We start from the raw sequence: 25,217 nt of genomic DNA, 5'->3' as shown, positions 1-25,217 counted from the left end.
CGCATGCTGAAGAACTTCTGGTACGCGGTCGAGTTCGCCGACCGCGTCACCACCAAACCCCTGCGGGCCACGTGCCTCGGGCAGGAGCTGGTGCTGTACCGCACGCCGAAGGGCCGCCCGGTCGCGCTGTCGGACCTGTGCGTGCACCGCGGCGCCGCGCTGTCCGGCGGCTGGGTCAAGAACGACTCGATCGTGTGCCCGTATCACGGCTGGGAGTACGAGCCGGACGGCGCCTGCGTGAAGATCCCGGCGAACCAGCCCGGGCGCGGCATCCCGAAGAAGGCCCGGGTCGACTCGTATCCGGTCGAGGAGCGCTACGGCTTCGTCTGGGTGTTCCTCGGCGACCTCCCGGCTGAGGAGCGCCCACCGATCCCGGTCTGGCCCGAGTTCGACGACCTGGTGACCAACGGCGGCAGGTTCAAGGCCGTCACCGGCGAGTACCTGTGGAAGTCCAACTACGAACGGATCCTCGAGAACGGCTGCGACATCGCGCACACGCCGTTCGTGCACTCCGGATCGTTCGGCAACCCGGAGCGGCCCGACGTCGAGGAGTACGAGCTCGAGATCCCCGACGAGTGGTCGGCGTTCGCGACGGTGCGCCTGCACCCGCCCGCGCCGAAGGGCATCTGGGCGATGGTGGGGCGGCGCGGCAATAACCTGAAGGAACGCCCGCCGGTCGCGACGACGGCCGGCTGGATGCTGCCGAACATGATCAAGCTGCACGTCCGGCTGCCGCTGGGCAACCTCATCATCTACGACACCAACATCCCCATCGACGAGACCACCACCCTGGTCAAGTGGGTGGCGCTGCGGGACTTCTTCACCGGCAACTGGGCCGACAAGAACGCCATCCAGCGGGTCGAGAAGATCTTCGGGCAGGACGCCCCGGTGGTCGACAAGGTCCGCCCCGAGCTGCTGCCGTTCGACCTCGGCGCCGAGCTGCACGTGAAGAGCGACCTGATCGCCGTGCACTACCGGCGCCGCCGGCAGGAGCTCGCCGAGCAGGGCTGGCTGCTGGGCGACGAGGACCGCATCATGGGCGACGTCCCGCGCCGCGAGGCGACGGTCATCGCCTCACCGGCCCGCCGGGAGAACCCGGAGCTCGCCCGCGCCTGGGTGCACAAGGCGAAGGGCGAACACCCCACGGTCGCCGAGGCCGAACGTCTCGGTCAGGCCCGCCGCGACGCCGAAGACTCAGAGGAGCAACTGTGATGTCGCTGCCCTTCGCCCTGGCCACCCGGGCCCTCGACGCGATCCTCGCCCAGCAGCCGCTGACCGAGGTCGGCTCGCCCTACCGGGAGCTGCGCTCGCCCATGTCACCGGCCCCGGTCGGCACGATGCGGGTCTGGGAGGGCTCCGGCGGGATCTCCCGGATGGTCTACGTCGGCCTGACCGTGCCGCCGATCAACCTCGACTCCCACATGGTGTTCGCGTTCACCGCACCGAAGTCCGGCGTCCCGCACTTCACCCTGGACTCCGTCTACGGCGGCGCCTACTACGCCTACCACCTGGACCTCATCCCCCGGGCCGAGCTGTCGTCGCACCTGTCCTACATGGACAGCGCGTATCACCCGCTGACCGCCCTGTACGAGGAGGCGTCACAGCGCGAAGGGCTCAGCCGGGCGCACATCGGCCCGCGCCAGCACGCCCTGATGTCGCCGTGGATGCTGGTGCACCGCGCCGACGAGGCCGCGTTCCAGGGCATGAACCCGATCGTCGACGCCTACGTGTCGCATTGGCTCGGCCTGGTCTCCGCCGGGCTGCCCTCCCCGGTGGTGGAGTCACTGGGCGACACGGACCTCGCCGCCCGCGACGCCACCGTCCGCGCCAACCTGTTCAGCCCGGCCGTCGACCCGGTGTGGGCGCAGGTGTCGCGGCTGCTCGGCGAGCCGGCCTCGGACGGGATCCGCGACGTGCTGATCGGCGGGCCGCTCACGTGACCTCCCCCTCGGAATGGCAGCAGCGCATCGCCGGTGAGTGGCACGGGCGTCCGAGCCTCTTCGACGCCGACGGCACCTGGCGCGGCTACGAGGACATCCGCCGCTCCTCCGTCTTCGCCGACGGCGTCACCACGTACTACATGGACGGTGGCCTGGAAGGCGGCGGCCCGCTCGCGGGGCGTTTCCGGCTCGGCGCGCCGTTCGCGTTCGGCGTCGTGGACTCCGACGCCGATCGCGTCTACACCGGCCCGGACTTCTTCGGCACCGGCCAGCCCTACGGCACCTTCGTCGACGCCCACTACTACGGCCCCGGCTGGCAGGTCGACCTCAACACCTGGAACCAGGTGCTCGGCGACGACACCCAGGTGTACTCCTCCATGCTCTACCAGGGCCCGGCGGTCGTCGGCTGCTTCAACGGCGTCTACAAACGGGGCGTCTCCGATGCCTCGTTGCGCGAGCACCTCGCCGCCGAGACCCGCAACGGCCCGGTGCCCTACATCCTGCCGACGAAGCAGGCCGGTGCCTACAGTGGACGGTGCGAGCTGTGGGGCGCCGACCAGAAGCTGATCGGCCCGGTCGACGTTACGATCGCCCTCACCCCGATCGACCTGCTGCGCACCCGCCTGACGGTCACCTGGTCCGGGGCCCTGGACCGGTCGTACACGGTGGACTGGCGCCGCGACGGGTTCCGCTCCTTCTACGAGGGACCGGAGGCGTGGGGCAACGCGATCGCGTTCGGCCGCGCCAACTACGCCACCGTCCACTGCACCGATGTTGTGAAGATCACCGGCCGCGAGTTCATGCTCGACGCCACCCCCGGCATGGGCGCGGGCACGGAACTGGCCGTGGCGTACCGGATCCACAACGGCGCGACCCTCGCCGGCATCCTGCACGGCTCGCTCACCTGGATCAGCGCATGACCGGCCAGCGAAGCGTCTCGGGCCGGTCATCGGGGGAACAGCAATGGGTCATGCGCCCGGAACGAAGTGAGGACGCATGACCGTGGTTGTGGTCACCGGTGGGACCCGCGGCATCGGCCACGGCCTGGTGCGCGAGTTCCTCGCCCGGAAGTGCTCGGTCGTCTACTGTGGACGGTCGCTGGAGTCGGTGGCGGCGGCGTTTCCCGGCAGCGGGCCCGAGCTGCGGGGCGTGGTCGCCGACGTCACCGACCGCGACGCGGTGCGGGCACTGTGGGACGAGGCGGTCGCCGCGTACGGCCCGGTCGACATCTGGATCAACAACGCCGGCGTGTCCACGGCCCGCCGGCCGCTGTGGGACCTGCCGCCGGCGGAGCTGGACGAGGTCATCGACGTGAACCTGCGCGGCGTCGCCCACGCCAGCGCCGTCGTCCTCGCCGCCATGCGCGCCCAGGGACACGGGGCCCTGTGGAACATGGAGGGCTTCGGCTCCGGCAACCAGAAGGCGGCCGGGCTCACCGGATACGGCGCCACCAAGCGGGCCGTCACGTACCTCACCGACGCCCTCGCGAAGGAACTCGGCAAGGACTCGCCGGTCACCGTCGCCCACCTGTCCCCCGGCATGGTGGTCACCGACCTGCTCTCCCGCGACTACACGCCGGAGGAGTTCGCCAAGGCCAAGAAGATCTTCAACATCCTGGCCGACAAGGTCGAGACCGTCACGCCGTGGCTGGCCGACCGGGTCCTCGCCGGGGTGCCGAACGGCGGGCGGGTCGCCTGGCTCACCACCCCCAAGGCGTTCGGCCGCTTCGCCACGGCCGCCTTCCGGAAACGGGACCTCTTCGCATGACGGGCCACGACTATCCGGTCGTCCTCGCCGTCGAGGACTTCGTGCCGACACTGCTGGCGATGTACGGCTTCTGGCTGCTGGCCTCGCTGGGCGCCCCTGGCCGGGTCACCCCCGGGCGGATCGGTGCCGTGCTCATCGGCGCCGGCGGCATCGCCAAGTCGGTGTGGAAGCTCCTCGTCGCCGGCTTCAACGTGGACCTGCCGTGGCTGGAGGGCGCACTCTTCCCCCTCATGTCCGCCGGCGCCGTCCTGCTCATCTGGGCACTGCTTCCCACCGCGCCCTGGTGGCCGTTCGCCGCGGTGTACGCCGCCGTGGTGGGCGGCGCCCTGGTCGCGGGCAGCATGAAGCCGGTGTTCATCCTCGCCACCGCGGGCGTGACCACGATCAGCGTCATCGGCGCTGTGTACGCCGGGCGCCGGCGGGCCCGGCTCGCCATCGCGCTCTACACGCTCGGCATCGTCCTCGTCACGGCCCTCGTGCCGCTGCGCAACCACCCCGACCACGAGACGCTGCGCCTGCAGTGGACCGAGCAGGGCACGAACACGGCCGCGCAGCTGGCGTTCCTCACCGCCGTCTGGCTCACCGTCCGCGCCTACCGTCCCTCCCCCTCAGAGGTGCCCGCATGACCGACGCCCTGGGCTGGCGCCACAAGTTCGGCGTCATCGCCCCCTCCACCAACACGATCGTCGAACCCGACTTCTATGCCATGGGCGTGCCCGGCGTGACCGCCCACTTCTCCCGCATCCACATCCGCAACCAGGACCTGTCCAGCGACGAGGGCTTCGAGAACCTCCTCGTGCAGATCCGCGCCGAGATCGGCCACGCCTGCGAGCGGGTCCTCACCTGCGAGCCGGACTTCATGGTCATGGGCATGTCCGCGGAGACCTTCTGGGGCGGCGTCGAGGGCAACCGCGAGTTCGTCGCCCAGATCAACGGCATCACCGGCCTGCAGGTCGCCACCGGCGCCGAGGCCTGCGAACGCGCCCTGCACCTGTTCGGCGCCCGCCGCATCGGCGTGGTCACCCCGTATCAGCCGATCGGCGACGAGAACGTGGTGCGCTTCTTCTCGGAGCTCGGCTTCGAGGTCGTGCGCATCAAGGGCCTGCGCTGCCCCACGGCCGTGTCGATCGCCCACGTCACCGAGGACGAGCTGCGCGCGGCGATCCTGGAGGTCGACGGCCCCGACGTCGACGCGATCGTGCAGTGCGGCACCAACCTGTCGATGGTCCGCCTCGCCGACGAGGCCGAGCGCTGGCTGCGCAAGCCGGTGATCGCCATCAACGCCGCCACCTGGTGGATGGCGCTGCGCGACAACGGCATCCAGGACAAGGTGTACGGCGCCGGCTCACTGCTGCGCTCGCACTGATAAGCCTTCGCCCGGCTCCCGCTGGAGGCGGCGCGCTGCGCCGTCCGGCCCGATGCGTTCCGGCCGGACGGCGCAGCGGCCACGGTGATCAGGCCGGGTAGGTGAAGAACTGCGTCGTGACGGTGGTGCCGTTCCAGACGGCGGTGACGTTGAAGATGGTCCAGGCCGGGACGTCGGCCGCGACGGTGACCGGGAAGGCGGTCGTGACGCGATCCGCCGGGACCGTGACCGTCGCCGGCACCGTGATGCCCGGCGTGTCGGAGGTCAGCGACACGACCGCGCCGCCGGGATGCCCGGCCCGGCCGATCCCCAGCAGCCAGTCGTTGCTGGCACCCACCGCGGCGGGGCCGTTGAACGACAGCGCGTCCGGCGTCACGACCGTGTCACCGGACGCCCTCGAGGTGCCGAGATCCGCCGTCGGTTTCGCGACGACCGACCGCTCCGCGGATGCGTGCAGCGGCACGGTGACCGTGGTCCGGCCGGCCGGCACCAGCGCCCAGAGCTCCTCGAAGCCGAGCGCGCCGTACTCGTAGGTGCTGTTCGGCCACAGTGCCACCGCCAAGCCACCGGACGGTGCCGGTCGCAGCAGCTGCACGGTGCCCGCGACCGTGTCACCGGCCACCGCCTCCGGGACGCTGACGCGGAACCCCGTGACCGCCTGCTTGCGGGGGTCCAGTGCGCGCACCTCGAGCTGGGTGACGGCCTTCAGGTCGTACCCGGCGGTCTGCGCCGACAGGTTGAGCGTGAACGTCTCGGCCGGCGCGCCGACGTGGAACGGGAAGGTGACGCTGCGCCTCCCCTGCGGCACGACCACCGAGCCGCCGGTGCTGAAGTTGTAGATGCGGTCGCCGTAGAGCCGGACGTTCACCCCACCGGCCGGCGCCGGCGCGTTCAGGGTGATGGTCTGGGTGGCGCGCTCACCACCGTTCAGGACGGGCTTCGATACGGTGCTCGACTGGACGTACGGCTGGACGCCTGCGGACGCCGCCGCGCCGGGTGCCAGACTGGTGGCGGTCCCGGCGACGACGACAGTCGCGCCGACTCTTACGAGCCATCGGCGGATGGCTCTCCCCGTGGTATGAGTCATGGGCCGAACGTATCGATCGTGACAGTGCCGGCGGTAGCACCTGATCGATGCCGTTCGTGGCTCGTAAGGAGTTGCGGTCACCGACCGTCATGCGGTCCGCGGGAATTCGCCCCCTGTGCACAAGGGCGGGCGCCCCCGGTGGTCGCTGGGACACAATGCCCGGATGACCACGCTCCCCGACGCGGATTACTTCGACCAGTGGTACGCCGACATGGCCGGCTCGACCAGCCGGGACGCCCTCGTGGCCCGGATGCTCGGCCTGCCGGCGCACCTGCGGTCCACCAGCCTGCTCACCTGGGAAGGTGTCGCCGAGGTCACCGAGCGGCTGCGGGTGCCGGACGGCGGTTTGCTGGTCGACGTCGCTTGCGGGCGGGGTGGGTACGGCATCGAGATCGCCCAGCGCACCGGCGCCCGGCTGATCGGGGTGGACTTCTCCGCGACGGCGGTGCGGCTGGCGGGCGAGGCCGCCACCGAGCGGCTGCCGGGCGGGCGGGCCGAGTTCCGGGTCGGGACGCTGCTGGAGACCGGGGTCGCCGCCCGCACCGCGGACGCGCTGATGTGCGTGGACGCCCTGCAGTTCGCCGTGCCGCCGCTGGCCGCCCTGCAGGAGTTCCGGCGGGTGCTCAAGCCCGGCGGGCGGCTCGCGTTGACCTGCTGGGAGGCCGTCAACCCGGGTGACCCGCTCGTGCCGCCGCGGATCAACGGCGTACACCTGCTGCAGGATCTGACCACAGCGGGCTTCGCCGACATCGACGTCCGGGAGCGACCGGACTGGCGGGCGGCGGAACGGGCGCTGTGGGAGGCGGTCGTGGTCGAGCCCGAACCGGACGCGGCGATGCGGTCGCTGCAGGAGGAGGGGCGGCGGTCGCTGGAGACGTTCGGCTCGCTGCGCCGGATGTTCGCCACCGCCACCGCACCCTGATCGGATTATCGGCACCGTCGCGGGGCAGTGCCGTGCCATGGCTCTGCAGGACCCGCCGATCTGGCTTTCGCGGCTGGGGCGGTCGGGCTGGCTGGTGACCGGTGCGATCGTGGGCGCGGCGGCGCTGATCGCCGGGCTGGGCCTGATCCTCGCGGTCCTGGCGCCGGTGCTCGTCATCGTCGTGATCGCCGCGGCGCTGCAGCCCCTCGTCGACCGGCTGCGCCGGCGAGGGGTCCCGCCGGCCCTCGCCGCGCTCGTCGGGGCGCTGTTCGTCCCGGCGGTCCTCGTGCTGCTCGCCGCCCTCACCGTGCGCACCGTGACCGCCGCGAGCTCCGACTGGACCACCGTCGCGGCCGACGCGGGCCGGCACCTGCGCACAACACTGGGTGCCGACCCGTTGCACACGCTCCTGGCCTCGAAGCAGTGGCAGGCCGCGCTGTTCGGCGTCGGCTCGGCGGTGCTGAGCGGTGCCGCGCTCGCCGGCCAGGCCGCGATCGGTGTGCTGCTCGGCGCGTTCCTGCTGTTCTACATGTTCAAGGACGGCCCGAAACTGGTCGATCACCTCGACCGGCGGCTGCCGCTGCGACCGGGGCTGACCCGGGAACTGCTGGGCAGCGCCGCGCTCCGGATGCGGCAGTACGTCCTCGGCACGACCGTGGTGGCCGCCATGGACGCGCTGGTCATCGGGCTCGGGGCGGTGGTGCTCAGGCTGCCGCTGGTCGGCATGATCGCGCTGCTCACGTTCGTCGCGGCATACGTGCCGTATCTCGGCGCGTGGGTCTCGGCCGCCTTCGCGGTGCTCGTCGCCCTCGGCGCCGGCGGTCCGGTGGCGGCGACCTGGATGCTGGTGATCGTGCTGGTGACGCAGAACGTGCTCGAGGGGGTGCTGCGCCCGTTCGTGTTCGGCCGGGCCCTGGACCTGCACCCGGTCGCGATCCTCGCGGTCACGATCGTCGGCGCTGCCGTCGCTGGACTGGTCGGGGTGCTGCTCGCGCCGCCCATCGCCGCGATCGCCGTCTCCTGGCAGGCGATGCTGCGCGCCTCGCCTCCCCCAGATGACAGCACCTCGCCTCCCCCCGACGACAGCACCTCGCCTCCCCCTGATGACGACGTCGCGGCGACCGTCGACTGAGGTTCAGAAGCCGATGGCCTCGCGGAGCAGCAGGACCGTGCCGCGGCCGGGCTCGAGCTCCCCGTTGAGGATGAGCACGCGGTTGACGACGCTGGGCCGGCCGTAAGCCGCCTGGGCGCGGACGCTCTCCAGCGGCAGGCAGTGCTCCTCGACGCGGCGCAGGGCGGTGCTCAGGTCGGGCACCACCTTCTGCGCCCCGACGACCCAGATGGCGCGGCCGGCACCGCCGGCGTAGCCGGGCACCTGGGCGCCGCTGGCCGACGCGACGACGAGGGAGCCGGTCTCGGTGACCGCGGCGACGCTGCCCACGATGACGTCGGGGCTGGCGATCAGCCCCCAGATCTCGCGGCTGCTGGTGGCCCGGTCCATGGTCAGGGTCCGCGACTTGACCGCGTCGTAGCGCCCGCCGGCGTTGATGTCCGCGTCGATGCCGGACAGGCGGAGGGTCTCGCTGGCCCCGGTGAACACACTGGCACCGGCCGGGATCAGCTCCTCGACGCGGGCCCGGGCGGCGGCGACGTCGTCGAGGATCTCGACGGTGAAGTTGTTGGCCCGCAGCGCCGCCGCCGTCCGCTCCAGGACCGCCTCGGGCACCGCTTCGGTGAACGCGTCAGCGGGCGCCTCGGCGGGCTCACCGGCCGGCTCACTGGCCGGCTTGCTGGTCGGCTCACCGGCCGGCTTGCTGGTCGGTGCGGTGCCGGCCAGTGGGCTGGTGTCCAGGTACCTGATCTCGTAGACCCGCTCGGCGAACTTCCAGCCGTCGCCGGTGCGCTGGTAGCGGTCGTGGTAGATGGCGAAGTTCTGCCCCTGACGGCCGTCCTTGGTCCGTGCGATCTCCTGCATGTAGGTGCGGCCGGCCGCGGTGTCGCCGTCGAGCTGGATCGTGCCCGGATGGGAGTTCTGCACGAAGAAGTCCCATTGGGCCTGCAGCCGCTCGCCCCCGGCGATGATCTCCTCCCGGCCGACCAGGTCGACCGGGATGTCCGGCATCCGCAGCGCGCCGTCGTCGGTGAACAGCGCGGCCATGCGGGCCCGGTCGCGCATCATCGCCGCGTCGGTGAACTCACCGCGCAGCGCCTCGATCTCGACCCGGTCCGCGATCGCCTGAAAGTCCGTCATCGGTGTCCCCTGCTCAGTGGAAAATGGGTTGGTCGCACCGGTCCGACAGCACAGCGCCCGGAAATGTCAGGCTCACATTTCGGCGCGCTGTCTTGTCGGACCGTTGAGACCAACCGAGGGAGCCGCAGGTCATGACCACCCCAGCGATCATCAGCGAACGCAGTCAGTTGATCAACCTGGCCTACCGGCTGCTGGGCTCCCTCGCGGAGGCCGAGGACGCCGTGCAGGAGACCTACGCCCGCTGGTACGCCATGTCCCGCGAACAGCAGGAGGCCATCGAGTCTCCCGGCGCCTGGCTGACCACGGTCGCCAGCCGCATCTGCCTCAACCTGCTGAGCTCGGCCCGGGCCCGCCGCGAGCGGTACGTGGGCGAATGGCTCCCCGAGCCGCTGCCCGACCACACGGAGTGGACCGGCCGGTCCCCGGCGGACCCGGCCGACCGGGTCACCCTCGACGAGTCGGTCAACATGGCGTTTCTCGTGATGCTCGAGTCGATGACCCCGGCCGAGCGCGTCGCGTTCATCCTCCACGACGTCTTCCGCTACCCGTTCGCCGAGATCGCCGACATCGTCGGCCGCACCCCGGCGGCGTGCCGCCAGCTGGCGTCCTCGGCCCGCCGCCGGATCCGCTCCGCCCAGGCTCCCGCCACCCCGGCCGCCCGCCAGGCCGCCGTCGTCCGCGCCTTCAAGGCCGCCTGGGAGGCCAAGGACGTCGACGCGCTCATCGGCCTGCTCGACCCCGACGCCACCGCGACCGCCGACGGCGGCGGCCGGGCCATGACCTTCCTCGACCCGATCGAAGGCGCCGCGGAGATCGCCCGCGCCTGGGTCGAGATCGCTCACCAGGCCCCGGCCGGCGTGACGTTCCTGGAGCGCACCGTCAACGGCCGGCCCGGCCTGGTCGCCCGGCAGGACGGGCGCACGCTGACGGTGTATGCGTTCGCCGTCACCGACGACCGGATCAACCGCATCTGGGCCGTCCGCAACCCGGAGAAACTCCGCCCCTGGACGACCGACTGACCCGACGCCGGACCGGGGTGGCGTGGTGATCATTTCCGGGGAGGCGACGGCTCGATGGGCGCGAAGACCGCGCTGCTGGCGTTCGCCGAGGGGACCTGCGGACCATCCTGCGGGGAGCGGTCCGGGTCCGACCCGGCGGGGCTGCCGGCGAGCATCCGGTCGGGTCGACGTTCCCCGGCGACGGTCCGTACCCGCTGCCGTTCCATCCGCTGGAGGTGGGTGACGCGGCCCTGCGTGGGTTGCTCGGTTTCGTCCTCGAGAGCCGCCGCCCGGACGACGTCGATCCGTTCGGGGTCCACCTGCACGGGTTCCGGGTGGCCGACCCGACCGGGCGGGAAGCGGCGGAACGCGAGGCCAGGACGCGGCAGGTCATGCGGCGCATGCGGCCGCCGCAGCGGTTCCGCCCGATGCCGGACGGCCAGTGGCGCGAGATCGGCGAGGATCCGGAAACCCGGTGACGCCGGAGGTCACCCCCGCGACAATGGCCGGCATGGATGAGGTCAAGGTCGTCGTCGCCCATCATGAGCGGGCGACCCTGCGCGTCGGGGACGTGTTCCTGAAGGTCGACGCCGATCAGGCACGGATCGACGTCGAGGTCGAGGCGATGGCCCTGGCGCCGATCCCGACACCGGCGATCCTGTGGCGCGAGCCGCCGGTGCTGGCGCTCGCCGGCCTGCCGGGCACGGCCCTCGGGCGCCTCGGCGAGCCGTCGGCCGCGTCACCGGCGGCGTGGGCCGCGGCGGGGGCGGCGGTGCGGAAGCTGCACGACGCGCCGCTGCCGCCGTGGCCGGGGCGCAGCGTCGAGGACATCGCCTCGGAGCTCGACCGCGAATGCGGGTGGCTCGTCGCGAACGACGTCCTGCCCGCCGACCTGGTCACGCGCAACCGCCACGTGGCCGGGGCAGCGCTGCGGCGGTGGACGCCGGTGTTCACGCACGGCGACCTGCAGATCTCGCACGTGTTCGTCGACGGTGACACGGTCACCGGCGTGCTGGACTGGTCGGAGGCGAGCCGGGGCGACGCCATGTTCGACGTGGCGTCGCTGACGCTCGGGCACGAGGACCGCCTGGACGACCTGCTCGCCGGCTACGGCGCGGACGTCGACCGAGACGCGATCCGGGGATGGTGGTCGCTGCGCAGCCTGCTGGCGGTTCGCTGGCTGGTCGAGCACGGCTTCGACCCGTCCGCGCCAGGCTGCGAGGTCGACGTGCTGCGGGCCAGGATGTGACGCGCGCCGGCGCTGGTCGTACACCTCCGGCGGAACGGAATCACACTGACGACTGATCGGCGTGCGCGATGCGGGTCAGCTCGCGCCACAGCAGCACGACGAAGACGGCCGAGCCGGCGAACGCGAACCAGAACGGTGCCGTCACGTCGATGCGGGTCGCCAGTGTCCCGCCGATCGCCGAGCCGATCACGAGGCCGCCGTAGACGCTGATGGTGTTGACGCTGCCGACGCGGCCCTGCAGGTGCGTGGGGACCGCGCGCTGGCGGACGGTGATCGACGTGGCGCCCCAGATGAACGTGTGGGCGCCGAAGACGAAGAGGATGACCGAGGCGACCCACGCCGACGTCGTGACGGCGAGGGCCAGGTGGGTGAGGGTCTCGATGATCAGGCCGGCCCGCATGATGTTGCCGAGGCTCACGTGGCGGGTCAGCTGGCCGTAGAGGCCGGTGCCGAGCAGACCGCCGATGGCGCTCACGGTGGTGAGCAGGCCGAACCCGACGGCGCCGAGGCCGAGGCGTTGCTGGGCGTAGAGGACCAGGACCGACCAGGCGGCGCCGAACGTGATATTGAAGACGAGGATCGTCAGCGACAGGGTCCGCACGGCGGGGTGCCGCACGGTCCAGCGCAGTCCTTCGACGACGGCGTGCCGCACCCCGACCGCCTCGGTCGTGTCCTTGGGCAGGACGACCCGGGACACCAGCAGCACGCCGGCGCCGACGAGGACCGCCTCGGCGGCGAACGGCCAGGCGACGCCGGCCGCGAACAGTGCCGCGCCGATCGGCGGGCCGACGAGCTGGTTGAGCGTGAGGAACCCGGCCTGGAGTCGGGTGTTGCCGATCGCCAGGTCGTCGCGGTGGACCAGCATCGGGGCGAGCGTCGCGGCGGCGTTGTCGGCGAACACCTCGGCCGTGGTCAGCAGGCCGAGCGCGACGAGGGCGAGCGCGACGGTGAGCTGGTCGGTGACCATGCAGGCGATCAGCACCGCGAGGACGACGGCCCGGAACCCGTCGGACGCCATGACGATCCGCCGGCGGTCGTGGCGGTCGGACAGGACCCCCGCGTACAGGCCGAAGATCAGCGGCGGCGCCCACCGCAGCATGGCGGCGAGGGACACCAGGAACGCGTTGGTGGTGAGCGACGCGACGAGCAGCGGACCGGCCGCGACGGCGATGCCGTCGCCGAGGTTGCTCGTCCACGACGACGCCAGCAGCCACCGGAACCCGGTGCCGAGCCGGTCCGGCACGAGTTTGCTCAAGGTGCTCACGAGCACAGGACCCTACGCCAGGTTGAGCTCCTCGGCCTGCCCGGCGACGGCGCGGCCGAGCTTCGTCAGCACCGCGGGGACGTGGTGGTCGGCGGTCGTGACGGAGATGAACAGCTTGCCGGCGCAGCGCCTCGGGCCGCTCATCAGCGACGCAGGGGCGGCCCAGGCCGACACCGGAGCACAGCGGTATGAGCGGCGCCGATCCGTCAGGCCGATCTGTCAGGCCGATCCGGCCGTCTGGGGGCCGAACTCGTTGGCGACCACCGACACCAGGTCGGCCGGGAAGCCGCCGCGGCGGGCATGCTCCGGGATGGTCTCCTCGTCCTCGGTCTCGTGCACGCGATCGTTGCCGCGGCGCGGTGCCGGCGGCGATGAGGCAGGCCTCGCCGCCGCCGGCCGCGCCGGCATCGGGAGCGGTTCCCTATTCGCCGGGCGTGGGGAGCCCGGTATGTAGGGCGGCCCGGCGGCGGGCCCTGGCCGGCAGGACGACGAGCGCGCCGGCCCCGGTCAGCAGCAGCGCCGTGCCCCACAGCAGCAGCACCGGCAGGATCCCGCCGTCGCCGGTCTTCGGCAGCGCCTGCCCGGCGGCCTCCGCGGCGGTCGCCGCCGTGGACTTGACGGTGAACTTGGCGACGATCGTCGTGTCCGCCGGCCCGGTCACCGGGTCGCTGCCGTTGTTGCACTCGGTGTCCACCTGCGGGTGGTCGAACAGGATGTCCGCCACGGTCAGCGTGACCAGCCCGGGCGTGCCGGCGGTGAACTGGCCGGTGAGCGTGGCGCCGGGCACCGTCGCCTGGGCCGCGATCGCGCCGTAGGCCGGGCCGGCGAGCTTCACCGTGCCGGACTGGGCGCCGCTGAGCTTCACGGTCGCGGTCGGTTTGAGGTCGCCCGCGGTGATCGGCGCCGGGCCGTTCTTCCCACCGTTGTCGAAGGTGTACGTGATGGTCACGTTCGCGCCGTACCCGGGGTTGGTGGGCGACATGCTCAGCGTGTGCGTGGCGGTCCAGTCGCGGATCGTGCTGAGCGTCTTGCACCTCATCGTCACCGATTTGGGCCCGAACGTCTCCGCGGCGGTGGTCGCCTCGGTGCTCGACGCGGACGCGCTCGGCGAAGCGGACGCGGACGCGGACGGCGAAACGGACGGGCTCGGCGAAGCAGACGCGGACGCGGACGCGCTCGGTGAGGGCGAGCCCGACGGGGCCGGCGCCACCACGGACGACAGCGTGATCGGCGTGTCCACGGGCGCGACCTTGTGGTCCCGGTCGCCGGTCGCCGAGCAGTACGTGGTGGCGGTGACGTTGGCGAAGGCCACCTGCCGGACCGTCAGCGTCACGGTGCCGGCGGTCGTCGCGGTGTACGTGCCGGTCGCGCTGATCGGGCCGAGCGGCACCGCGGCCGCCTTCGCCGAGGCCGGGTAGGCGGTCTGGTTGAGCGTGACGGTGCCGGTCTGCGCGCCACCGACGGCGACCGTGACCCGCACCGGCACGTCACCGGCGTTGAGCGGCACCGGGCCGTTGGTGACGCCCGCCGCGGCGGCGAGGGTGACCGTGACCGTCTGCCCGGCCGCCGGGCTGGCCGGGGACTGGGTGAGGGTGAACGTGTCGTTCCAGCTGGTCGGTGAGGTGCCGGTGCCGGCGTCGCTGAAGTACAGCCGGCAGCCGAGGGTCGCGGCGACGGGGTCGGCCGCCAGCGCGGGCACGGCAAGGCCCACGAGTGCCACGGCCGCCACGACGGCGGCTCCGGTCGCGATGCGGCGCACGGTGCTCACACCCCTTCCGCGGCACGGGCCCGGCGCCGCCGGGCCGGCAGCACGACCAGCAGCCCGACACCGACGGTCAGCAGCGCCGAACCGGCGAGCAGCACCACGAACGGCTCGTCGCCGGGCCCGGTCTTCGGCAGTGCCGTGGGCTCCGTCGTGGCGGCCGCCGCCTGGGTCGTGGTCGCGGCCGCCGCGGCGCCGAAGGTGAGCTTCACCGACGCCTTGTTCGCGGCGATCTCGCCGGCGTTGCCGCCGGACGGCAGGATCTGCGCCGCGATCACGCAGGTGCGTTTCGTGCAGTCGAAGGTGCCGAACTTCTGCGCCAGTTTCAGCGTCACCGTCGGCAGCTTGCCGGCGGCGTCGGCGTTGACGAACTGGCTGCCGCCGGCGAGGTTGCAGTCGGTGGGGCCCTTCACCTCCTCGATGCACTGCCCGACCGCGATCTGCTTGAGATTGGGGGTGAACCCGCTGCCGCCGACGGTCACCGAGGCACCGTCGGTCAGGCCGGTGGTCTTGCTGACCGTGAGCGTGGGCGCGGCCCACGCGGGCGCCGCGCCGAGCGGGACAATCCCGGCGAGCGCCGCCGTGACCAGCACCGCCAGGGTCGGAATCCGTCGTTGCATCGGAATGCTCCTCATGTCGTTGCGCCTGAACGGTTGACGGCGGCGAGGTCGGTGCCGAGGTAGGACCGCACCACCGCCGGGTGGGCGCGGACGTCGTCCGGGGTGCCGTCGGCGATGATCCGGCCGCTTTCCATCGCGACCATGCGGGTGGCGAGGCGGGACAGCAGCGGCAGGTCGTGCTCGATGACGAGCAGCGTGGTGCCGAGCTCGCGGTGCACCCGCAGCAGCAGGTCGCCCAGGGCCGCGCCGTCGGCCTGGGAGACGCCCGAGGACGGCTCGTCCAGCAGCAGCAGCGCCGGTTCGAGCGCGAGCAGGCAGGTGATCTCGACCATCCGCCGGGTGCCGGTGGACAGCGCACCGACCAGCGAACCGGCCACTGTGGACAGTCCCATCAGGTCGATCAGCTCGCGGGCCCGCGCGGCCTTGCGCCGCTCGGCCAGGGGCGCGCCGAGCGCGGAGGCGAGCAGCCCGCTCGGCGCGGTCCGCTCCCCAGCGGTCATCACCGTCTCCAGGACGGTCATCGTGGCGAAGAGCCGCGCGTCCTGGAACGACCTGACCAGGCCGAGCTTCGCGCGGCGCTCGGGGGTGGCGCGGGTGACGTCCCGCCCGGCGAACGTGACGGTGCCGGCGTCGGGGGGTACGAATCCCGCGATGATCTCGAACAGCGTGGTCTTTCCGGCGCCGTTGGGGCCGATGATGCCGAGCACCTCGCCGGCCGCGACGTCGAGGCGGACCCCGGCGACGGCCCTGACCCCGCCGAACGACCGGGCGATGTCACGCACCACCAGCAGCGGCTCCCCGGGCGCGGGCGCCCTGACGGGCTCGGTGCGGGCCGGCAGCGTCGCCGCGTGCCGTCCCGCGACGGCTTCCCCTACGCGCTGCAACGGGATCCCGCGGTGTGCCGGGCCCTCGACCGCCGTGCGCGGCCGTGTGCCGTTCACCGCCGCGCCTCCAGCAAAGCTGTCCACCGCCACGTCGTCGAACGCGCCGTCCACCACCGCGTCGCCAAATGCGCTGTCCACCGCCACGTCGTCGAACGCGCCGTCCGCCACCGCGTCATCGGGTGGGCCGTCCGCCGCGTCTTCGGTACGGCCGCCCGCCGCCGTGTCGCCGGGTGGCGGCGCCGCGGCGGGTGCCGGTGGCCTGGTCCAGCGGGCCGCGAGGAGGTCGCGGGCGCGCACCACCAGGCCGCCGAGCCCGCCGGGCAGCAGCACGACGACGAGCAGCCAGGCGAGGGTGAGCGCGGCCTGACCGGCGATGCCGAGGTCGACGAAGGCGGGGATGCCGACGATGACGAGCGCGCCGAGCAGCGGCCCGCCGAGCAACCCGATCCCGCCGACGACGGTGATCGCGACGACGTCCACGCTCGCCCCGGCCGGGAAGCTGTTGACGGTGAGCTGGGTCTGCCCGTGCCCGATGACAGCGCCACCCAGGCCGGCGAGGGCGCCGGCGACCGCGTACGCCTGGAGCTTGCGCAGCGGTGCGGACACGGTCAGCGCCCTCGCCGCTTCCTCGTTGTCGCGCAGGGCGGTGAGCAGCCGGCCGAACGCGCCGCGCCGCAGGTTCGCGGTCAGCCACAGCCCGAGTCCGAGCATGAGCAGGGCGAACAGGTAGTAGTCCTTGGCGACCTCGAGGGTGTAGCCGGCCCACCGCGGTTTCGGGGTGGCCACGCCCGAGCCGAGCAACCAGTCCCGGCGCAGCAGGAACGCGCTGGTCGCCAGCGCGAACGCGAGGGTGGTGACGGCCAGGGCGAGCCCCCGCAGCCGCAGCGCCGGGACGCCGACCGCGGCGGCGGCGAGCGCGGCCGCGGCGCAGCCGGCGACGACCCCGACGAAGAAGTTGCCGGTGTGCGCGGCGACCCGCACCGACACGGCGCCGCCGATGCCGGCGAACGCGAACTGGCCCAGGGACAGCTCCCCGGCCACGCCGGTGACGACGAGGACCGACAGCGCCACGAGGGTGAAGCCGGCGACCGTGGTCAGCGCCGACGCCGTCTGGTTGTCCACCAGATACGCGAGCGCCGCGGCGAGCAGGAACCCGGCACCGGCGGTGAGCCGGCCCAGGTGGCGCACCGGCCATGGCCCGGACAGGGGGCCGGCGCCGGAGCGGGCCCAGCCGCCGTCGTCGGTGTCCCGCCGGCCGAGGCGGGGCTGGCGCAGCAGCGCGATGAGGATCGTCGCGCCGAGCACGACCTGTACCACACCGGCACCGGAGGAACCAGAGAGCAGGATCTGTTCGAGCACGCCGATGCCCAGCGACGCGGCGAACGCGACCGGGATCGACGACAGCCGGGCGATGACCGCTCCGGCGAGACCCTTGAGCAGCAGGTCCGGCCCGAGGGTCTCGATGGACTGGGCGCCCTGGGTGGGGGTGACGAGCATGGCGGAGAAGGCCGCGATCCCGCCGGCGATCGCCCAGGCGACGGTCGCCATCCGCGGTGCGGCGACCCCGTCGAGCAGAGCGGCGGACGGCTGGTCGGCGGCGGCGCGGATGGCCAGGCCGTGCCGGGACCGCTTCAGGAACAGTGCGAGCGCCACAAGCAGCAGCGGGGTCAGGATCAGCATCGCGGTGAACGCGGGCCCGACCGGCGTCCGCCCGACCGTGAACGACGGCAGCCCCGGCGGGCGGGGGAACGTGGCGCCGCTGACGCCCTGCCGGTTCACCAGCAGCGACACGACGAGGATGAACTGGGACAGCCCGAGCGTGGCGATCATGCCGATGACACGGGAGCGGTGCCGCAGCCTTCGCACCACGCCCGCCTCGACGGCCGCCGCCACCCCCGCGGCGACCGCCATCGCGGCCGGGAACGCCACCCAGTACGGCAGGCCCTCCCCGGCGACGAGCCGGCCGAGGACGGCGGCGCCGAACACCCCGATCGAGCCGTGCGCGAAGTTGACGAACCGGCTGGAGCGGTACACGAGCACCAGGCCGACGGCCAGCAACGCGTACGTGAGGCCGGTGAACAGGCCGAGCAGGATCCGGTCCGGCCCGAAGTCGTAGCCCCAGATGCTCATGCCGCCACCTTCGCTGCGCTCCAGCGTCGGCCTGAGCTGACCTGCCATCCCGATGAGCGGCCCGAGCCGCTGCGCCGGCCGCTCATGCGTGCCCGCCCAGCATGAGGGTCTGGACCAGTTCCGGCTGCCCGGCGAGGTGGGCGGAGGTGTGCTCGGCGACGATCGTGCCCTTCTCCATGAAGTACACGCGGTCCACCAGGGACAGCGCGACGTTGACCGACTGCTCCACCACGAGCAGGGAGGTGCCGAGCCGGTTCAGGCGGCGGACCATCTCCAGGAGCCCACCGACGACGACTGGCGCGAGACCGAGGGAGAACTCGTCGATGAGCAGCACCCGGGGCCGCTGGATGAGGGTCTTGGCGAGGACCAGCATCTGCCGTTCACCGCCGGACAGGGTCGAGGCGAGCTGGTCGCGCCGCTCGTACAGGCGGGGGAAGACCGCGAACGCGCCGTCGACCGCGCGGCGCAGGCGGCCGTCGCGGCGGCTGACCGTGTATCCGTACATGCGCAGGTTCTCGGTGACGGTCAGCGACCCGAAGGCCTGCTGACCGACCACTGTGGACATGCCGAGCCGGACCCGGCGGGCGGCCGGCACCGCGGTGATGTCCCGGCCGTCCAGCAGCACCCGGCCGCTCGCGGGGCGGTGCAGGCCGGCGAGCACCCGCACGAGGGTGGTCTTGCCGACGCCGTTGGGGCCGCACAGCCCGACCATCTCGCCGTCCGCGACGTGCACGCCGGCGCCGTAGAGGACCTGGACCTGCCCGTAGGCCGCGTCGACGCCGGTGCAGGCCAGGGCGTCAGCGGGCGGCAAAGGGCACCTCCTCGCCCTGGTAGGCGAAGCAGCCGCAGCCGCCGTCGTACGCGATGGCGCGGTAACCGTTCGCGGCCGAGAACCGGCCCGGGCCGAGCAGCCCCGAGAACCCCGTCGCGGGGCGGAACTGCGTGCCGAGGGCGCGGGCGGCCTGCGACCACGCCGACGCGTTGAGGTCGGCGCCGAGGTTACGGGCGCCGGCCTGCAGCAGCAGCGCCGCGTCGCAGTAGGGGAACGCGACGCGGGCGTTCTCCCGGGTCGCGAACTTCTGGCCGTCGGCCGCGTAGATGTCCACGCAGGCGCGTTCGGCGTCGGTGCCGGGGAACGGGTACGCGCTGTCCGGGACGTCCTGGCTGGGGTTGAACCCGATCCCGACGGCGCCCTGCAGACCTTCGCGCGGGATCGTCGCCGGGTTGTTCACCAGGAAGGTCAGGTTGTCGAAACTGGACAGTGCGTAGCGGGCGGTGAAGCTCTGCGCGGCGGCGACGGTGAGGAAGAACGACGCCATCCGCGCGCCGCCGAGGAAGAACACCCGCTCGACGCCCTTGGCCCGGAAGTCGACCGCGGCCTGGTTCAACCCGGCGTTGAGGGTGCCCAGGTCGGTCGTGTCGATCCAGGCGACCGTGGGTGTCACGTTGAGGCGTTTGAGCTCGGGTACGGCCAGCCGCTCGTACGCGGTGCGGTTCGTGGGCGTGTCGGCGGCCACGACGCCGGCCTTGGTGGTGCCGGCGAAGTACTGCTGCTGCTCGAGGCTGCCGAGGAACGCGCGGACGAACTCGTCGTAGTCCGGGTAGCTGGCCGACCACAGGTACGGCGCCAGCTTCGTGAACGTGCTCTGGTCGTTGGCGACGAGGGTCGCGTCGAGCACCAGCGTGCGCCGGGACGCGTAGCAGGGGCGCGCGTTGCTCTGGAACTGCCCGGTCAGCACCACCGCGAACGCCTTGTCGTCCTGGGTGATCTGGTTGCACAGCCGTTCCTCGGCGGCCGGTGAGTCGTCGGCCGCCTCGTAGTTGCGGTAGACCGCGACCATCTTGCGCCCGGCGATGCCGCCGTTGGCGTTGACCCACGTCTCGAGGGCCTTGACCTGGCGCGCCGGGTCGCCGGCGTCGGCGGTCTTGAACCCGGTGACGCTCGCGGTGGCCTTGAGGTCGACGCCGACGAACACCACCTTGACGCTGTCGGCGGTGACGCCGGGCCCGGCACCGGTGCGCGGGGCCGCGTCGCCGCCGCCGTCGCCGTCCAGGGCGCCGGGCATCACGGACGAGCAGCCGGCGAACGCCACCACGGCCGCGACCGCCGCGACGCCCGCCCTCAGCGCGAGGGACCAGTCATGCACCCGCACCGGGGCTCCTCTTCTGCCGGCCGAACCGGCCTTTCCGTGGTGGACGCTGCAACGCGGCCCGCCAGTCGTCGGCGTCCGCGTGGCCGGCGAGGTACGCGTCCAGTTCGCCGAGTTCGACGACGGCGGTGCTGGCCGCTGGTGTGGTGTCCGCTTTCGGGGTGTCACCGGCCAGGACGGCGTCCAGGGCGGCGAGGTCGACGATCGCCGTGCCGCCGTCGCCGTCCGGCTCGCCGATCAGCTGGCGCAGGGTCGCGGCGCTGATCTGGGCCCGGGCCTGGCGGCGGAGCCGCTTCGCGCCCGGGGCGTCGTCGAAGACGAGCACGGCGCCGAGCGCGGGTACCCGCACCAGCGGCGGCAGGAGCAACGGGTCGGCGCTGTCCGGGAGCGGGTCACCGGCGCGGCGCCGGGCCCGCAGCCGGTTGCGGACGCCGAGGACGATGAGGGCGAGCCCGAGCGCGTTGAGCGCGAACAGCCCCCACGGGTACGCGTCGTAGGCCACGTTCGCCGCGCCGAGCCCGGCGATGTCGGCGCGGACCTGGTACCGGCCGAACGCCGCGAACGGGATCGTCACCGGCACCCGGTACTGGCGGGTCTCGCCGGGCCGGATCTCGCCGGACCGCGGCGCGGCCGTCGGGTCGCCGCCGCCCTTGCCGACGCGCACGTTGAGCGGCAGCTCCCGCAGGCTCTGCGCGCCCGGGTTGCGGACCTCGTAGACCAGGGTGCGCTCGGCCCTGGCGCCGAACCATTCGGTCCACGACGGGCGGCCATCGAGGCGGATCCGCACCGCGTCGAGCCGGGCCACGGTGCTCGCCGCGGTCGGCGCCGGTCCGGTGGTGTGACCGGGAATCTCGAGCGGGACGTCGACGTGGCCGCTGGCGCCGGTGCCGACGAGCGCGACGTGCACGACGCACGGGCACGGCCGCGGCGGGTCACCGACGCGGATGTCGACGCTGAACGTGCCGTCGGCCCTGGCCGGGGTGGCGAGGGCCGCGCGCATGTCGCAGGCGCCCGAGCCGGTCATGGCGAGCTCACCGCAGGTGACGAGCTGCAGCAGCTGCCCGGCGGGCCAGCCTGCGCCGGTGACCTTGACACTGGTGCCGGGCTTCGCCGACGGGGCACTGACACTCGCGGTCAGGCCGTCGGCGCGGGCCGGTGCGGCCGGCATCATCAGCGCGAGTCCACACAGGACGGTGAGGATCCGCCTCATCGCACCGTCACCGGTTCGGGCAGTCGCCTGCGAGGCTTGGCGGTATGCGCTTGGGCTCGGCGCTTCTGGTACCAGATGAAGAGTGCGATCGCGGCGACGATGACGGCGAGGGTCGGCCACGAGACCACCACCGTCGTGTCCTCGCCCCTCGCTTGCACGCCGCCGTCGGCGGTGACGGTCACCGAGGTCGTGACCACGTCGAACGGCCACACGCCGCTGACGGTGCCGCCGAGGCGGGTCTGCGCGCCGGGCAGGAGGTCGATCTGCGGGGTGCTGCCGTGCTGCCGGATCTTATGGCCGAACAGGCCCGTGACCCGGACCTGGAGGGTCGGCGGCAGGTGCAGGTTGCCGGTGTTGACCACGGTGTACGAGTAGGCACCGTCCACTGTGGTCGGCAGCCAGGGGTTTTCGCTTTTCGTTTGTACGCCGTCGATGCGCAGTCCGGGCACGGTCGGGCCACTGACCCTCAGGTAGACGCGGGCGGCCACGGCGCGGCGGACGGTGACGTCGACGCCGTTCTGCTTCGTGGTCGCGCCCGGCTGCTCCTCCATGGCGACGACCCCGCCGACGTGGTCGCCGGGGGTCGCGTTGGGCGGCACGGTGATGACGAAGGGGACGTCCGCCTGGGACTTCGCGGGCACGGTCACCGTCGCGGCACCGACCCGTGTCCACGCGCCGACGTCGGTGTTGGTGGCGTCCTGGGTCCGCAGGCCGAACCCGCCGTCGTTGGGGGTGTTGTACGCGTCGGCGCCGTAGAGGCGGAAGGTGCGCGGCTGGTCGGCGAGGTTGGTCACGCGGACCGAGTCCTGCACGGAGGTGCCGGGCGGTGACTCCAGGAAGAAGTACAGGCGGGGCGCGGGTCCCGGCTCGGCGGGCGGGGTCGGGTTGACCGACCACTCGCCGTTGTCAGCCGCGTGGGCTTCTACCGGTGCCATGATCATCAGGGCTGCGATGATCGCTACTGCTCTCCGCAACGTTGCTCCCCCTTGTTCTTCGGAGGTGGGGGCCTTCCGGCCCCCACCTCCTCGGTTGCTAGCTCAGCGTGATCGTGAGCGTCGCGGTGTAGCTGCCGGCCAGCTGGTTGGCCGGGATCTGCAGGTCGAGCGCGGCGCCGGCGTCGAAACCGCCACCCGTGCCGGCCGCGTTGGCCGGGGCCGAGCACAGGGTCGAGCCGTCCACCGCACCCGCGGAGCCCGCCGTCGCCGTCACCGCGTTGGTCGATCCTGCGGCGGCGACACACGTCGGGGTCCAGGTGAGGTTCGCCTTCGCGATGCTGCCGCCCGGCGTACCGGTGAAGTCGGTGACCGCACCGACCAGGCTCCAGCCGAAGGTGCTGCCCCGGTAGTCCGTCACGGTGATCGGCGCGAGCGCGCCGGTGCCGTGCTGGACGGTCCCGTTGAGCGTGACGCCGCTCAGCGTGACGTTGCCCGAGCCGGCCGTGCGGGACATCGCGAGGTTGCCCGCCGTGACCGTCTGGGACAGGTTGTAGGAGAGGTTGCAGGAACCCGTGGTCGCCAGCCCGGTCTTCGCCACGCAGGAGTCGGCCGAGGCCGTCCAGGTGGCGACCGCGAACAGGGTGCCCGGACCCACGCCCGACGTCGCGCCGATGTAGGCGGTGGTCGGGTCGTTGACGGTGAACGAGCCACTGATCGCGCCGGTCGCGCTCGCCGTCGCCGTGACCGCCGCGTCCGCGGTGGGCGGCGGCGGAGGTGCCCCGGCCTTGTAACCCCGGATGGAAACGGTGCTGCCCGGGTTCCAGTTGGTGCCGCTCACCGCGACCGCGGTGCCCGCGCCGCCACCACCGGGGGTGATGGAGATGGCCGGTGCGCCGAGGATGGTGATCGGCGTGGTGACCGTGTTGGTGCCGTCGGACACGGACAGTGTCCGCGCCCCCGTCGTGGCCCCGGCCGGGACGACGAGCGTCCCGGTGCCCGCACCCGTGGCGTCGGTCGTGCCGGCCCCGCTGCCTTCAGCGGTGCCACCGCCGCCCGCGTTCTTCAGCGACGCGCTCAGCGTGGCGCTCGCGTTGAGGCCGGTCACAGCGAAATTGATCGTGTTCCCCGCCCGCGCCGCGCTGGTGACGGCCTGCCCGGTGACCGAGGTGATGCTGGTGCCGCCGCCGAACACGCTGTAGTTCTCGACGATCGTGCTGCTTGCCGGGGCGGCCTTGTGGTCGCGGTCGCCCGGACCCGAGCAGTACGTCTTCGCGGTCGCGTTGTTGAACACGGCCTGCGTGACGGTGAGGGACGCCGCTCCAGCCGTGCCGGCCACGTAGGTGCCGGTCGCGGTGATGGAGCCGAGCGGCGCACCCGCGGCCGCCGGGGCGGTCGGATAGGTGGCCATGTTGAGCGTGACGGTGCCCGACTGGGACCCGCCGAGCGCCAACTTGATGATGACCGGCACATCACCCGCGTTGAGCGGGACCGGCCCGTTGTTCGGCCCGGTCGTCGCGGTGAAGGTGACGGTGACGGTCTGCCCGGGCGACGGCGTGGCCGGCGTCTGGGTGAGCCCGAACGTGTCGTTCCACGTCGTCGGCGAGGTACCGGTGCCGGCGTCGCTGAAGTACAGCCGACAACCGAGCGAGTTCGCCGCGGGCCCGTACGCCTCGGCACTGGTGCTGCCGAGCGCGATGGCGGCGGTGAGGCCGAGGGCCCCGGCCGCCAACCTGGAGGGGGTCTTCATCGAATTGCTGCTTCCTCTCTGGTGTTTGCTCCGGCGGTCTGCCCCACCGCATCCAGTCGCCGTTTCGCAGAGTGGAACGATGTTTCTTCGGTGGTAACGTCTATGAAGGCAGTCGCGTCTCCGGTTGTCAACCGTCCGGACAGCTGCTGTTGCCCCGTTGAGCCCAGTGCCCACATACCGGGACCGCACCACCGACCCGGTGCGAATCCAGCCACGGCCGCCCCCGCCACCGGACCCCGACCACAGCCACGGAGCGATGGCCGCTGGACCTGGGCGACCCACCTGGGCGACCGACCTCGCGGGCCGAGGGGCGTCGATCGAAGGACGGCGCTGGCCGTGCGGACGACCAGACCATCAATCAGGACCCGTTCACCGCGGGCCGGCAGGTCGGTGCATGAAATGCGCAGAATGCCGACATCACGGACCCGCACGGGAAGCCGTGCCGCGCGAACAGCCCACCCTGCCCACACCAGCGCAAGGCACGGGGCCAGAACGCCGCCCTCTCCCGCAGCCCCGCTCCCCAGAAAGCCCCGACGAGCCATCGCCAACCGCCTCGTGGCGTGGCGTGGCATGGCGTGGCCGCAGGTCAGCGGGGTACGCCGGCGCCAGCGACAAGGACCTCGACGATCCGCCCCCGCCCACGCAACCCACACCACCAACCGACGACGCACTGCCGGCCAAGGGCATCCCGCAAACCGGCCAGTCCTGCCACGCCCCAGCACAGCTCGGGGCAACACACCACGCGACACGGCACGCAGCAGCACGGCACAGGACAGCGCAACGCGAGCAACACAGGACAGCGCAACGCAGGCAACGCCGAGCAACGCGGGCCAGGCAACACGGGGCAGCGCGACACAGGCCACGCGGGACAGCGCGACGCAGGCAACGCCGAGCAGCACGGCACAGGACAGCGCAACGCCAGCAACACAGGACAG

At 72.6% G+C, this 25,217-nt stretch carries 24 protein-coding genes; 11 read left to right on the top strand and 13 right to left on the bottom strand.

From position 1 onward, the window contains the following. Window positions 1–3 precede the first annotated feature (3 nt). From Dsi01nite_RS43875 to Dsi01nite_RS43850, 6 genes are all read left to right on the top strand, one after another. Window positions 4–1,212, top strand: coding sequence for an aromatic ring-hydroxylating dioxygenase subunit alpha (locus Dsi01nite_RS43875; protein ID WP_203852372.1), 1,209 nt, complete (start codon window positions 4–6; stop codon window positions 1,210–1,212). Then, entirely contained in the window at window positions 1,212–1,940 is a 729-nt protein-coding gene (locus Dsi01nite_RS43870; RefSeq protein ID WP_203852371.1) for a hypothetical protein, read from the top strand. Before Dsi01nite_RS43875 ends, Dsi01nite_RS43870 begins: the two co-directional genes overlap by 1 nt. Continuing rightward, entirely contained in the window at window positions 1,937–2,860 is a 924-nt protein-coding gene (locus Dsi01nite_RS43865) for a hypothetical protein (RefSeq protein WP_203852370.1), read from the top strand. The genes Dsi01nite_RS43870 and Dsi01nite_RS43865 overlap by 4 nt, the downstream gene beginning before the upstream one ends. 76 nt (window positions 2,861–2,936) lie before the next feature. Further along, entirely contained in the window at window positions 2,937–3,707 is a 771-nt protein-coding gene (locus Dsi01nite_RS43860) for an SDR family NAD(P)-dependent oxidoreductase (RefSeq protein ID WP_203852369.1), read from the top strand. Then, window positions 3,704–4,333, top strand: coding sequence for a hypothetical protein (locus Dsi01nite_RS43855; RefSeq protein ID WP_203852368.1), 630 nt, complete (start codon window positions 3,704–3,706; stop codon window positions 4,331–4,333). Before Dsi01nite_RS43860 ends, Dsi01nite_RS43855 begins: the two co-directional genes overlap by 4 nt. After that, window positions 4,330–5,073, top strand: a complete 744-nt coding sequence (locus Dsi01nite_RS43850; protein ID WP_203852367.1) for a maleate cis-trans isomerase family protein — start codon at window positions 4,330–4,332, stop codon at window positions 5,071–5,073. Before Dsi01nite_RS43855 ends, Dsi01nite_RS43850 begins: the two co-directional genes overlap by 4 nt. Window positions 5,074–5,161: 88 nt before the next feature. Here Dsi01nite_RS43850 and Dsi01nite_RS43845 read toward each other — a convergent pair whose 3' ends face one another. Next, window positions 5,162–6,160 (bottom strand): hypothetical protein, encoded by a 999-nt coding sequence (locus Dsi01nite_RS43845; protein ID WP_203852366.1) that lies wholly within the window; start codon window positions 6,158–6,160, stop codon window positions 5,162–5,164. A 163-nt stretch (window positions 6,161–6,323) separates the two neighbouring features. Here Dsi01nite_RS43845 and Dsi01nite_RS43840 point away from each other — a divergent pair, with 163 nt between their 5' ends. Beyond that, entirely contained in the window at window positions 6,324–7,082 is a 759-nt protein-coding gene (locus tag Dsi01nite_RS43840) for a class I SAM-dependent methyltransferase (protein WP_203852365.1), read from the top strand. 37 nt (window positions 7,083–7,119) lie between these two features. Then, complete coding sequence (locus Dsi01nite_RS43835; RefSeq protein WP_203852364.1) at window positions 7,120–8,214, top strand: AI-2E family transporter; 1,095 nt, start codon at window positions 7,120–7,122, stop codon at window positions 8,212–8,214. Window positions 8,215–8,217: 3 nt separating this feature from the next. On the opposite strand, the gene Dsi01nite_RS43830 is transcribed toward Dsi01nite_RS43835, so the two are convergent. Continuing rightward, a complete protein-coding gene (locus Dsi01nite_RS43830; protein ID WP_203852363.1) occupies window positions 8,218–9,333 on the bottom strand; it encodes a nuclear transport factor 2 family protein in 1,116 nt (371 codons plus the stop codon). A gap of 131 nt (window positions 9,334–9,464) precedes the next feature. Here Dsi01nite_RS43830 and sigJ point away from each other — a divergent pair, with 131 nt between their 5' ends. From sigJ to Dsi01nite_RS43815, 3 genes are all read left to right on the top strand, one after another. Continuing rightward, on the top strand, window positions 9,465–10,352 hold the full coding sequence (sigJ, locus tag Dsi01nite_RS43825) for an RNA polymerase sigma factor SigJ (protein ID WP_239136613.1): 888 nt from the start codon (window positions 9,465–9,467) through the stop codon (window positions 10,350–10,352). A gap of 95 nt (window positions 10,353–10,447) precedes the next feature. Beyond that, a complete protein-coding gene (locus Dsi01nite_RS43820; RefSeq protein WP_373318935.1) occupies window positions 10,448–10,810 on the top strand; it encodes a DUF6928 family protein in 363 nt (120 codons plus the stop codon). A gap of 32 nt (window positions 10,811–10,842) precedes the next feature. Next, window positions 10,843–11,580, top strand: a complete 738-nt coding sequence (locus Dsi01nite_RS43815) for an aminoglycoside phosphotransferase family protein (RefSeq protein WP_239136612.1) — start codon at window positions 10,843–10,845, stop codon at window positions 11,578–11,580. Between the two features lie 40 nt (window positions 11,581–11,620). Here Dsi01nite_RS43815 and Dsi01nite_RS43810 read toward each other — a convergent pair whose 3' ends face one another. From Dsi01nite_RS43810 to Dsi01nite_RS43770, 11 genes are all read right to left on the bottom strand, one after another. Further along, window positions 11,621–12,844, bottom strand: a complete 1,224-nt coding sequence (locus tag Dsi01nite_RS43810) for an MFS transporter (RefSeq protein WP_239136611.1) — start codon at window positions 12,842–12,844, stop codon at window positions 11,621–11,623. Window positions 12,845–12,856: 12 nt separating this feature from the next. Next, the gene (locus Dsi01nite_RS58540; protein ID WP_275423461.1) at window positions 12,857–12,988 is read right to left on the bottom strand and encodes a hypothetical protein; all 132 of its coding nucleotides are present in this window, start codon (window positions 12,986–12,988) and stop codon (window positions 12,857–12,859) included. Between the two features lie 75 nt (window positions 12,989–13,063). Beyond that, window positions 13,064–13,183 carry a DUF4242 domain-containing protein gene (locus tag Dsi01nite_RS57840; RefSeq protein ID WP_239136610.1) on the bottom strand — a complete coding sequence of 40 codons (120 nt, stop codon included), beginning with the start codon at window positions 13,181–13,183 and terminating at the stop codon, window positions 13,064–13,066. Between the two features lie 82 nt (window positions 13,184–13,265). Then, window positions 13,266–14,612 (bottom strand): hypothetical protein, encoded by a 1,347-nt coding sequence (locus Dsi01nite_RS43805; RefSeq protein WP_203852361.1) that lies wholly within the window; start codon window positions 14,610–14,612, stop codon window positions 13,266–13,268. After that, window positions 14,609–15,226: a neocarzinostatin apoprotein domain-containing protein gene (locus Dsi01nite_RS43800; RefSeq protein WP_203852360.1), complete on the bottom strand. Its 618-nt coding sequence runs from the start codon at window positions 15,224–15,226 to the stop codon at window positions 14,609–14,611. The genes Dsi01nite_RS43805 and Dsi01nite_RS43800 overlap by 4 nt, the downstream gene beginning before the upstream one ends. Before the next feature lie 11 nt (window positions 15,227–15,237). After that, a complete protein-coding gene (locus tag Dsi01nite_RS43795) occupies window positions 15,238–18,240 on the bottom strand; it encodes an ABC transporter permease subunit (protein WP_203852359.1) in 3,003 nt (1,000 codons plus the stop codon). 82 nt (window positions 18,241–18,322) lie between these two features. Further along, window positions 18,323–19,051: an ABC transporter ATP-binding protein gene (locus Dsi01nite_RS43790; protein ID WP_203852358.1), complete on the bottom strand. Its 729-nt coding sequence runs from the start codon at window positions 19,049–19,051 to the stop codon at window positions 18,323–18,325. Then, window positions 19,038–20,393: a type 1 periplasmic-binding domain-containing protein gene (locus tag Dsi01nite_RS43785; RefSeq protein ID WP_203852357.1), complete on the bottom strand. Its 1,356-nt coding sequence runs from the start codon at window positions 20,391–20,393 to the stop codon at window positions 19,038–19,040. The genes Dsi01nite_RS43790 and Dsi01nite_RS43785 overlap by 14 nt, the downstream gene beginning before the upstream one ends. Beyond that, the gene (locus Dsi01nite_RS43780; protein ID WP_203852356.1) at window positions 20,380–21,600 is read right to left on the bottom strand and encodes a hypothetical protein; all 1,221 of its coding nucleotides are present in this window, start codon (window positions 21,598–21,600) and stop codon (window positions 20,380–20,382) included. The genes Dsi01nite_RS43785 and Dsi01nite_RS43780 overlap by 14 nt, the downstream gene beginning before the upstream one ends. Then, window positions 21,597–22,574 (bottom strand): WxL protein peptidoglycan domain-containing protein, encoded by a 978-nt coding sequence (locus Dsi01nite_RS43775; protein WP_203852355.1) that lies wholly within the window; start codon window positions 22,572–22,574, stop codon window positions 21,597–21,599. Before Dsi01nite_RS43775 ends, Dsi01nite_RS43780 begins: the two co-directional genes overlap by 4 nt. Before the next feature lie 58 nt (window positions 22,575–22,632). After that, a complete protein-coding gene (locus Dsi01nite_RS43770) occupies window positions 22,633–24,282 on the bottom strand; it encodes a WxL domain-containing protein (RefSeq protein ID WP_203852354.1) in 1,650 nt (549 codons plus the stop codon). Window positions 24,283–25,217: the final 935 nt, after the last annotated feature.

The sequence above is a fragment of the Dactylosporangium siamense genome (assembly GCF_016862795.1).
In the GTDB taxonomy this organism is placed as follows: Bacteria; Actinomycetota; Actinomycetes; order Mycobacteriales; family Micromonosporaceae; genus Dactylosporangium; species Dactylosporangium siamense.
This window is presented reverse-complemented; position numbering and strand designations above follow the sequence as displayed.

Coding starts and splice junctions, on each gene's coding strand:
- Dsi01nite_RS58540 (WP_275423461.1), bottom strand. CDS start 12,988: ATGAGCGGCCCGAGGCGCTGCGCCGGCAAGCTGTTCATCTCCGTCACG.
- Dsi01nite_RS43850 (WP_203852367.1), top strand. CDS start 4,330: ATGACCGACGCCCTGGGCTGGCGCCACAAGTTCGGCGTCATCGCCCCC.
- Dsi01nite_RS43860 (WP_203852369.1), top strand. CDS start 2,937: ATGACCGTGGTTGTGGTCACCGGTGGGACCCGCGGCATCGGCCACGGC.
- Dsi01nite_RS43855 (WP_203852368.1), top strand. CDS start 3,704: ATGACGGGCCACGACTATCCGGTCGTCCTCGCCGTCGAGGACTTCGTG.
- sigJ (WP_239136613.1), top strand. CDS start 9,465: ATGACCACCCCAGCGATCATCAGCGAACGCAGTCAGTTGATCAACCTG.
- Dsi01nite_RS43835 (WP_203852364.1), top strand. CDS start 7,120: ATGGCTCTGCAGGACCCGCCGATCTGGCTTTCGCGGCTGGGGCGGTCG.
- Dsi01nite_RS43845 (WP_203852366.1), bottom strand. CDS start 6,160: ATGACTCATACCACGGGGAGAGCCATCCGCCGATGGCTCGTAAGAGTC.
- Dsi01nite_RS43840 (WP_203852365.1), top strand. CDS start 6,324: ATGACCACGCTCCCCGACGCGGATTACTTCGACCAGTGGTACGCCGAC.
- Dsi01nite_RS43815 (WP_239136612.1), top strand. CDS start 10,843: ATGGATGAGGTCAAGGTCGTCGTCGCCCATCATGAGCGGGCGACCCTG.
- Dsi01nite_RS43875 (WP_203852372.1), top strand. CDS start 4: ATGCTGAAGAACTTCTGGTACGCGGTCGAGTTCGCCGACCGCGTCACC.
- Dsi01nite_RS43870 (WP_203852371.1), top strand. CDS start 1,212: ATGTCGCTGCCCTTCGCCCTGGCCACCCGGGCCCTCGACGCGATCCTC.
- Dsi01nite_RS43780 (WP_203852356.1), bottom strand. CDS start 21,600: ATGAGGCGGATCCTCACCGTCCTGTGTGGACTCGCGCTGATGATGCCG.
- Dsi01nite_RS43800 (WP_203852360.1), bottom strand. CDS start 15,226: ATGCAACGACGGATTCCGACCCTGGCGGTGCTGGTCACGGCGGCGCTC.
- Dsi01nite_RS43770 (WP_203852354.1), bottom strand. CDS start 24,282: ATGAAGACCCCCTCCAGGTTGGCGGCCGGGGCCCTCGGCCTCACCGCC.
- Dsi01nite_RS43830 (WP_203852363.1), bottom strand. CDS start 9,333: ATGACGGACTTTCAGGCGATCGCGGACCGGGTCGAGATCGAGGCGCTG.
- Dsi01nite_RS43795 (WP_203852359.1), bottom strand. CDS start 18,240: ATGAGCATCTGGGGCTACGACTTCGGGCCGGACCGGATCCTGCTCGGC.